The following is an 8,805-nucleotide window of genomic DNA, read 5'->3' as shown; positions in this document are numbered from 1 at the left end:
TTAATTTCAGCATTCTTCGACCTCAGGAGATCAGTTATGCAAACCAAAAATATTTGCCGCCCGCTCGTTGTGCTGCTTGGGCGTTCGGTGCTTATCGCCGCGCTGGCCGGATCTTCCGTTGCGCGAGCAGAGACGCCCAATACCGTGATCATCAAGAACTTCATGTTCTCGCCGATGGCGCTCACGGTGAAAGCTGGCTCGACCGTGACGTGGAAAAATCTCGACGGCGAGCCGCATACGGTCGTGAACGATGCGGGCATGTTTCGCTCCGCAGCGCTCGATCAGAACGACACGTACCAGTTCAAGTTCGACAAACCGGGCGTGTACAAGGTGTTTTGCGGTATTCATCCGAATATGAGAGAGACGATCACCGTGCAATAAGTGCCGGATTCGATGTGGGGCGCCATGCGCCCCATCGAACGTGCATCGCGTTTTAAGCGGTGCCCGTAGGTCAACATGTTCAGGATTGGCGTGTTTATTGCGTGACGTAGAGCCGCGGCGCACACTCGTATCGCGCCGCCACCAGCCCAATTCGGAAGCGGCTTACAGGGGCTCGCGGCATCGCCCGTGAATATACGCGGCGTTGAATCTTTTACCTGTTTTATCGACGCGAAGGTGACTCGCAAAGCTGGCGTTTAAAGCGCAGCATTGCGGTATTGTCGCTGCCACGACGCGTGGGATAAATTCTTCCCGCGACTCCAGATCGAGCGGCGCTAAAACGTATGAACAAAGTTTGCCGATCTCGATCTGTCAGACGTAGGGATTCCGGAGAGTATTGCGATGCTCAACGATACCGACTTGCCAAAATCTGCGGTAGAAAGTCCGGATGCAGGGTTCGACGGCGGCGCTGAGCCGTCGGCTGCGGCACCGCCCGCGCGATTCGGACGTCTTGCTCTGTGCGTCGCGGCGGCAGGCGCGCTAGCTTTTGGCGTGGTGGGTACGGTCGCGTACGGCATCTGGTTTAACCACGATCAGCAGGCGTATGCCGAGGCGATGACGGGCGCGCGCCAGGCGCTCGGGACGGCTGCATCAGTACCTCTAGGCGGCGTGGTGTTGGCGCAATCGATGGCACCGCCAAGGGCGGGAAATTTAGCGGCAGCGCCGCCATCGGCAACGGCGGTAACTGCAGCCGACATGCAGGCAACAACCGCGGCCACGCCGGTGACAACAGGAACGCAGACTACGGTGGGCACATCAGGTTTGCCGGCAACCGCACGAACGCAGGCAGCAGCAGAACCCGATGGAGAAGAAGGCGGACTACAAGCCTCCTGGTCCGGCCCGGTTACGCAGCGCTCGACGCCGACAACCCGTCAAACTAACGTGGCCGACGCAACACCTGCCATGGCCGCATCTTCTGCACCTGCCACTCACCGCCCGGCGCCGTCCTCGAATCCCGCAGCGCAGCAGTTGGCGTCAAACCGGCCAGGCAGAGACACGCGTCTCGCGCAGCAGGATCGTCGATCTTCTTCCACGGCAAATTCCCGGCACAAGGGCAGTCTGTTCGCCCGGATGGGATCGTTCTTTCGTCGCGTGAGCTATCGTCAGCATGGCACCGGAAGCCAGCAAGACATCTATTCCCATCCCTGAGCGCACGCGTTCCCAGCGCGCTGTTCGTGGGCGTACCCGCGCGATCCGCTTCAGCCCGGGCCCGGCTGTGATCGCCGCTGCCGCGCTGATTTGCCTCCTGATCGGTCTTCTGTATCTTGCGCAGCAGATCAGGACGATCTTTTCCGATCAGTTGAAGCAGGAATATGCAGGACTCGTTCTCGACGCGGTCGAACGGGCGGAAAGCGCCCGCAGTCTGGTCGGCATCTGGCAGCAACTGCCCGACGCCACGCCAACCCGGGCCGCCGGGTATCGGAATGCGCGGACCGAACTCGCCCAGCGCCTCACGTCACTCGCGGCGCTGGTGAATGCGAGCCCGTCGGCGGCACCACCTCTGCCGCCATCCTTGCTCACACCCGACGCCGATCTGCGCGACACGGATGCCTTACTCGACACCGTGTCGGCCTGGTGGCGCGCGCAGCGCGACGCCGTCAGCGCCGACGTACGCATGCGAATCGCCCACGTCGCGCGCACGTTGATCGCGTTGGCTGCGTTACTGTTCTGCATGCTGATCACCGCATTAGGGATGTACGCCAAACGGAATCGCCAACTGGTGGGACAGTCGCACGAATTCGAGCACGCGGCGCTGCATGATGCGATGACCGGCTTGCCGAACCGGCGCATGCTGTTTGCCACGCTCGCAGAGGCGGCGACAAAATCGTCCGGGACTGCGTCGTCCACGATTGCCGTGCCTCACAAAATAGCCGTGCTGTATGTCGATCTGGATGGATTCAAGCAGGTCAATGACTCACTCGGCCACCGCGTCGGTGATGAATTCCTGATCGCGGTTTCGAAACGCTTTCGTGTGTCGGTGCGTAAAACCGATGTCGTCGCCCGGATTGGCGGCGACGAATTCGCCGTTCTGGTCCGGGAATTTTCGACCAATGCAGAACTGGGCGAAATCGCCCGGCGGCTCATCGCCTGTGTGGTTCAGACCGACAAGGAAATGGGGAACGGACTCGTTCGCGCGAGCATTGGCATCGCCAGTTTCCCGGATCCCGTCGATGATTACCATCGCCTCGTGGCCGCGGCCGATGAAGCGATGTATCGGGTCAAGCGCAGCGGCAAGAACAGTTATGCGTTCGTGGAGGAGGCGAATTGATCCATGCGCTTGATGACGCCTGCTTTACGGCGTTTCCGCCTTCTCGGTTTTTGGCTCTGCCTTGCGGTGCGTCAGTTCATCGATAAGCTGGAGGCGCAGGTCGTCGGTCATGTGTTTCCATCCGCGAATTTCGTCGCGTGTGCGCAGGCAGCCGATGCACAAACCCGAATTTCCATCGATTTTGCAGATATCAATGCAAGGTGAAGGAACAGTCGCGACCGGCGCGTCGGTTCCGCTGGAGTCAGTTTGATCGGATGCGCCCGGCGAGATCAGGTCGCCTCCTGCGCCATACGCCGCGCTTTTTAAGTCACTCATTTTCGAATCCGGTCTGCTTGAATTGGCTGTGGTCGACGTCGAGAGGCTGCTCGATCGCGCTGCCCAGAATATGCCGCGGGAGTATATCAAGCGGCTGAACAGGCATGCGCCCGGGGCGTAAGCTCACGCGTCGATCTGTTTCGTGTTAAAAACTCGAAGCATCGCCGATGCGGCGAAGACGCGTCTCCCAAGGGGACTTCTTCCAGGGCGTCGGCGAGAAGGCAATGGTTCGAAATTCAACCTCTGCGGTAAGGACAATGTCCAGATACTCCTTGATTCGTGCAGCGCGAAGGTCGAAGCCGCTCGAGTGGCTTGCCGCATGCGTGGTCGCAACACTGGCGGCCTGTGCGCCCGTTCCACCAGTTTCACCGGTTGCCAATCAAGCCGCCGATCAAACTGCACATCAAGCTTCGCTTCAAGTCCCAGCATCGGCAGCGGCACGCCCAGCCGACGGGCCGCTGCCCGTTCCGCCGAACCTCGTCGCATTGGCGCAACCGGCAGGTCAGAAGCGGTTGATGGCTAGCGCGCATAACCAGTCGTACTGGCCGCTCTCGCAGTACTTCGAAACGCAGCGCAACGAAGCCTACTGTTCGGTCGCGACCTCGGTGATGGCGCTCAATGCATTGGGTATCCGCCGGCCCGAGTCGACGCAGTACCCGGATTTTCCGTACTTCTCGCAAGAGGATTTTTTTCGCAGAATCGATCCGCAGGTGGCCAACGCGGCGCAGGTATCGAAAGAAGGCATGACGCTCGACCAGCTCAGCGCGGCCCTAAGCACATTTCCTGTCGAGGTGAAGAAATTCCATGCCGGCGATCTGACGCTCGGTCAGTTTCGCGATCTGATTCGTGACACGACGGGCCACAGCCACCGCTTTGCGTTGTTGAACTTCAGGCGGGTGGAGATAGGCGAAGCAGGTGGCGGCCACTGGTCGCCGCTTGCCGCATACGACGCCGCGAGCGATAGCGCGCTGCTTCTCGATGTTGCGCGCTACAAATATCCGGCGGTGTGGGTGCCGGTCACGCAACTGTATGCAGCGGCTCAGGCGGTCGATAACGTGAGTGGACTTTCGCGCGGCATGGTGATCGTTGGCACGCGACCGAATTAACTAACGAGCTTCACGGCTGCCATGTCATGTCGGCCACCGTCGGCAGCCAATCAGTTGAGCGCGGATCAATGGTCCTGGTTGCGCCATTCGGTGAGTCCCTCTCGCGCATTCAATTCGATGAACGAGGGCAGGGCACGCAGCCCGCGGATATAACGCGCGAGATTTGGCCAGCCGAGTGCGGGGCGCGGCATATTGCGTGTCCAGCGCATCAGCATGACCGCGAGGAAATCGGCAGTGCTGAGCTTGCTCCCGACCAGATAGTCACGTCCGTCAGCGAGATGGGTGTCGAGCAGACCACACGCTTCTTCGATACGGCGTCGCGCAAGCGCCTGAACTGCTTCGGCGCCGGCAGGATCGCCGTCGACGTCCGCGTAAAACCAGTCACGCATGGCGGGCAGCAGTGTGTTGGCCAGATAGATCATCAACTCCAGCCACGCCGCACGGTCAGCCGAACCTGGCTTGGGAGCGAGGGCGGCTTCAGGATGCCGCTCGGCCAGCAGCATGAGCAACGCAGCCGACTCGTGACGGGGCGTTCCGTCGACCACCAGCGTGGGCACGCGGCCTGAGGGATTCAGCCGTAGATAGTCAGGGTTGCGCTGATTGCCGACATTGATGTCGACGAGATGGGTGTCGAACGGGATGCCCATTTCCAGCAGCATCCAGTGAACGGCCATGCTGGCCGCGCCCGGCGAGTAGTAAAGAAGGTAGTCCATGCATGTGCTCCGTTGCTGCGCGCAGCCTTGCGACCACCGGCGTGCGCACAGCGTGCGTCAAACGTTCCCGCCGAACCGGCGCCGCCATCGGCAACGCCAGGCCCAAACGCTATTTCACGCGCTTAACCACGGGTGTGTTCCACTTCCCATCGAGCAAGGCCTCCTTGGGCCAGTAAAACCGCATGGTGATCATGAATGGCCCTTCCGCCGCCGGCAGCCAGTTAGCCTCCTTGGCTTTCCCAGGCGAGTTAGTCTGAATATAAATCGTCAAGCCGCCATCGCGATCCTTCTTGAGTTGCGGCAGCATAGGCGAATTGATCAGATAGCGATCGATCGGATTCTTCACCAGCAACTGGCTCGGCAGCGCATACATAGTCACCGACCAGAACGCATTCACAGGCGGCAACTTCCCTTTAGGGAACCGCACAACATAGCGATGCTTGCTGCCATCGAGCGGCTGCCCGGTCGAATCTTTATCGAGCACCGGATACAAGGCTTCTTCGCGCGAGTTCGCGCCAATCCCGACCTCCGTGCCGGTAGCGCGCGCAACGTAGTCATTCTGCAAATAGTCGCGCGAGCCGAAGAGCGTATCCGTCTTGCCGCCTAGCGTCGCGCGTTTATCGTCGATCGCCTTCTGACCATCCTGCATGCCGGCGCTAAATGCTGCCTTCTGCTCTTCCGACAGCGCATTCACGTCGAAGCGCTTGCCCGGTACGACGCCGATCTGCGCAAAGCGGCTGCGCAAGGCGGCTTCGCTCGGATTGACCGGCGCAAACTGCAGCACGAACGCGAGCTGATTGAAAAATTCGAGCGACGTACGCGCGGTTGCCGGCGCAATCGGTTTGATCCATTGGATCGGTGGCGCGGCGGGCGCCGGCGTACTGCCTGTGAACGCCGACAACGTCTGCACTTTATAGCCCGCCTGAATCTGCTTGACCTGGTCCAGGTCGTCGGGATTGAACATCTGCGTGCGTCCGACCACATTGACGAGGTCGGTCTCCGAACGGATCACCTGCGTGATACCGCCTGGCGCCTGACCGTTCCAGCGCGGTCCCGCGATCAGATAGGTGCCGCCCTTGTTGCCCGTCGCGCGGCTGCCGATATAGGCAAAGTTGAAGGTGTACAGATCCATCAACTGGAACACGAAGTAGCGTTTCGGATCCATCGGCGGGACCGTGATGACCACGGGCTCCGCACGCAGATCGAGACCGGCGAACGAGTAGGGCGTATCGGAGTTCGGGGTCACGAACGCGGTGTCGTCCGGCGTGAACACGCGTGAGACGTTCAGAATCGAATTGAACGGGCCTTTGTATTGCGGATTGGTGGCATCCACCGAAAAGGCATACATCACCGCATACGAGTCGACCATCGGTGTCCCGTAGATATACGCGTCTTTGGCAATCGAGCGGATATCGGCGGTGCTGGCGCTCACCGGCGCGACGGGCGCCTGCGAGAAGTCGTGGGTAGTGGGCGCCGTATTGCAGGCTGTCAGGACGACAGCGAGAAGCGCGGCAGCGATTGTTCGTTTTCTGTACATTGCGACCTTCGCGAATGAGCCGTCCATGACGGCGGCGTGATTGGGACAACACAGGCAACAGCTATCCGGACGCGTTGAGAAACGCGCTGGACGCCGCAGCTTGCCTAAGCCTGGTGTTGGCTGTCAAGCGGCTTTCGGAGGGGAAGATCGTCGACGATGCGTCGAACAGGAAAGGCCCGCGGTCGCAACGCAGCGGATCGCGTCGGCATGCTATGCGTTATGACTATTCGAAGGTCCACATGGGGTGCGTTCTTTCATTCGCGGGTCGATCTGACTGCCGGTCGGGTTCTGCCTGGTGGCGAACGCAGCGCGAGGCGTGAAAACAGAAAAGGGGCTGGCGCCGCAGGCGGCCAGCCCCTTCAACTGCACCCTTCAACTGCTATTCAGGCAGAGACAAAAAGAACCTTAGTGCACCGGCGCGTGAGTCTGCTCGGCCGGCCGCGGCTGCGTCACCGCACTCACCACGGCAAATACAATGATGTTCACGGCCAGCGCCAGGAAGCCGATATTGATGTCCTTCATCGCGTCAGGCAAGAAAGGCATCAACTGCCCGACACTCAGATGCATGGTGGTGGTCAGGGCCACCACGGCAACACCCGCAAGAATCCCGCAAAACGCGCCGTACTTGGTCGCCCGGTTATGCGGCAGCAAACTGCAGATCACCGCAGGAAACAGTTGGGTCACGAAGCTGTAACCCATCAGCAGCAACGCCACGATCGTCTCGCCGCCGTGCAGCGTAAAGCCGATGGCCACCAGCGCCACAACCGGCACGAGGAAGCGCGCGAGGTTGGCCACCGTTGCGTCCGACGCCTTGCGGTTCACCATGCCGCGATACACGTCGTTGGCGAGCAGCGTTGAGGCCGACGTCAGAATCATCGAGCCCGGCACCAGCGCCGTCAGAATCCCGGCCCCGCCGATCACGCCGACGAACCACGGGTCGAAGGTCTGCAACGACAGGCGGAACAGCGACAGGTCGATATCGCCACCCTTCAGGCCCGGCACCTTCAGCGTCGCCGCAAAGCCCACGAAGAACACGAACAGCAGAATCAACTGGTACAGCGGCAGCACCATCGCGTTACGCCGGAAAATACGCTCGTCCTTCGCCGTGAAAATCGAACCGAACGAGTGCGGCCACATGAAGAAGCCTAGCGCGGTCAGTAGCACGGTCGACTGGAACCAGATCACGCTCGAGCCCTTGGCCGGGAAGGTCAGGAAGCCCGGGCGCGCGGCGTCGATCGCCCGGAACATATCGCTGAAGCCGCCGTAGTAGTGCAAGGGCAGATAGATGCCGAGGAACAGCACGATGGCCAGAATCAACGTGTCCTTCACCACCGAATTCCACGCCGAGCCGCGCACGCCGGAGACAGTCACGTAAGCCGTCACCACCGCGGCGCCGATCCAGATGGCGGCGGTCGACGAGATCGCACCATACGAGGCGGTCGCGACGATGATGCCGAGGCCCTTGAGTTGCAGCACGAGATACGGAATCAGCGCGGCCACGCCGACCAGCGCGACCAACGTGCCGAGTGCCGGGCTGTCGTACTTGCGCGCGAAGAAGTGCGGCTGCGAGACGAGGTGGTGATTCTTTGCGTAACGCCAGATCGGCGGCAGCATCCAGTACGAGAGGATGTACGCCAGTGTGCCGTAGGCAAGAATGTAGTAGACCGGCGCGCCCTTGCCGTAAGCAAAGCCGCTGCCGCCGAGGAAGGTGAAGGTCGTGTAGATTTCGCCCGCCATCAGCAGGAACACGAACGCGGTGCCGAAACTGCGCCCGCCCACGGCCCATTGTTCGAGACTCATGTCATGGCCGCGCCGCGCGCGCACACCCAGGTACAGCGCAAACAGCGTAATGGCCGAAATGATGACGAGTGCGCTCATGATCGGGCCTCCTCGCCTTCCGCAGCAAGCTGACGGTTGCTCGGGTCCAGACGGTAGACGATCGCCATGATGATCGCGCTCAACACCACCCACATGACGATCCAGGCCAGCACGAACGGCATGCCGAACACCAGCGGCTCGACACGATTCACAAACGGGACGCCGAGCAGAATGCCGATGAACGGCAGCGCAGCGAGTACACGAAGCAACATGGGGGCAACTCCTCGAACGGGTGAGTACGTCTCGTTGAAAGTGCAGCTTCGCTGAGGACTTTATGCCTGATGCTTCAGGTACGTAAAGTCAGTCAATAAAGTGTAGGCTTTCTGAAAGTTGTGGGTGCATCCTTTTTGCATTGCTCTGCTGCGGTGCAACGCGGCGCGCTGCTTGCATCGCCCCCCTTTTTTACCAAATTGCATGCCGCGCCGCGATATCATCTGACCCACGCAACGCGAGCATTATCTGGATAGCCCGAAGGCGTCCAGTACTTCAACTCAGCGCGGCGCATCGGTGGGCAGTCGATCAATCGGCCCGTCCGAGCCGCTGCCCGAA

At 60.8% G+C, this 8,805-nt stretch carries 10 protein-coding genes; 4 read left to right on the top strand and 6 right to left on the bottom strand.

The features are described 5' to 3' along the window. Positions 1 to 36: 36 nt before the first annotated feature. The 3 genes from PQQ96_RS35840 (at position 37) to PQQ96_RS35830 (ending at position 2,707) form a co-directional block, all read left to right on the top strand. Entirely contained in the window at positions 37 to 381 is a 345-nt protein-coding gene (locus tag PQQ96_RS35840) for a cupredoxin domain-containing protein (RefSeq protein ID WP_408301257.1), read from the top strand. A gap of 399 nt (positions 382 to 780) precedes the next feature. After that, on the top strand, positions 781 to 1,587 hold the full coding sequence (locus PQQ96_RS35835; protein WP_408301255.1) for a hypothetical protein: 807 nt from the start codon (positions 781 to 783) through the stop codon (positions 1,585 to 1,587). Continuing rightward, the gene (locus PQQ96_RS35830; protein ID WP_408301253.1) at positions 1,547 to 2,707 is read left to right on the top strand and encodes a diguanylate cyclase domain-containing protein; all 1,161 of its coding nucleotides are present in this window, start codon (positions 1,547 to 1,549) and stop codon (positions 2,705 to 2,707) included. The genes PQQ96_RS35835 and PQQ96_RS35830 overlap by 41 nt, the downstream gene beginning before the upstream one ends. A gap of 24 nt (positions 2,708 to 2,731) precedes the next feature. On the opposite strand, the gene PQQ96_RS35825 is transcribed toward PQQ96_RS35830, so the two are convergent. Beyond that, positions 2,732 to 3,022 (bottom strand): DUF1289 domain-containing protein, encoded by a 291-nt coding sequence (locus PQQ96_RS35825; RefSeq protein ID WP_408301252.1) that lies wholly within the window; start codon positions 3,020 to 3,022, stop codon positions 2,732 to 2,734. A 145-nt stretch (positions 3,023 to 3,167) separates the two neighbouring features. Further along, positions 3,168 to 3,401: a hypothetical protein gene (locus PQQ96_RS35820; protein ID WP_408301264.1), complete on the bottom strand. Its 234-nt coding sequence runs from the start codon at positions 3,399 to 3,401 to the stop codon at positions 3,168 to 3,170. On the opposite strand from PQQ96_RS35820, the gene PQQ96_RS35815 reads away from it, so the two are divergent. Beyond that, positions 3,346 to 4,128, top strand: coding sequence for a phytochelatin synthase family protein (locus PQQ96_RS35815; protein WP_408301262.1), 783 nt, complete (start codon positions 3,346 to 3,348; stop codon positions 4,126 to 4,128). The genes PQQ96_RS35820 and PQQ96_RS35815 overlap by 56 nt on opposite strands. A gap of 65 nt (positions 4,129 to 4,193) precedes the next feature. On the opposite strand, the gene PQQ96_RS35810 is transcribed toward PQQ96_RS35815, so the two are convergent. From PQQ96_RS35810 to PQQ96_RS35795, 4 genes are all read right to left on the bottom strand, one after another. Continuing rightward, positions 4,194 to 4,841, bottom strand: coding sequence for a glutathione S-transferase family protein (locus tag PQQ96_RS35810; protein ID WP_408301250.1), 648 nt, complete (start codon positions 4,839 to 4,841; stop codon positions 4,194 to 4,196). Between the two features lie 109 nt (positions 4,842 to 4,950). Continuing rightward, a complete protein-coding gene (locus PQQ96_RS35805) occupies positions 4,951 to 6,378 on the bottom strand; it encodes a DUF1254 domain-containing protein (RefSeq protein ID WP_408301248.1) in 1,428 nt (475 codons plus the stop codon). A 405-nt stretch (positions 6,379 to 6,783) separates the two neighbouring features. Then, entirely contained in the window at positions 6,784 to 8,256 is a 1,473-nt protein-coding gene (locus PQQ96_RS35800; RefSeq protein ID WP_408301247.1) for a sodium:solute symporter family protein, read from the bottom strand. After that, positions 8,253 to 8,468 (bottom strand): DUF3311 domain-containing protein, encoded by a 216-nt coding sequence (locus tag PQQ96_RS35795; RefSeq protein WP_408301246.1) that lies wholly within the window; start codon positions 8,466 to 8,468, stop codon positions 8,253 to 8,255. The genes PQQ96_RS35800 and PQQ96_RS35795 overlap by 4 nt, the downstream gene beginning before the upstream one ends. Between the last annotated feature and the right edge of the window lie 337 nt (positions 8,469 to 8,805).

It is taken from the genome of Paraburkholderia sediminicola (genome assembly GCF_046027825.1).
In the GTDB taxonomy this organism is placed as follows: domain Bacteria; phylum Pseudomonadota; class Gammaproteobacteria; order Burkholderiales; family Burkholderiaceae; genus Paraburkholderia; species Paraburkholderia sediminicola_D.
This window is presented reverse-complemented; position numbering and strand designations above follow the sequence as displayed.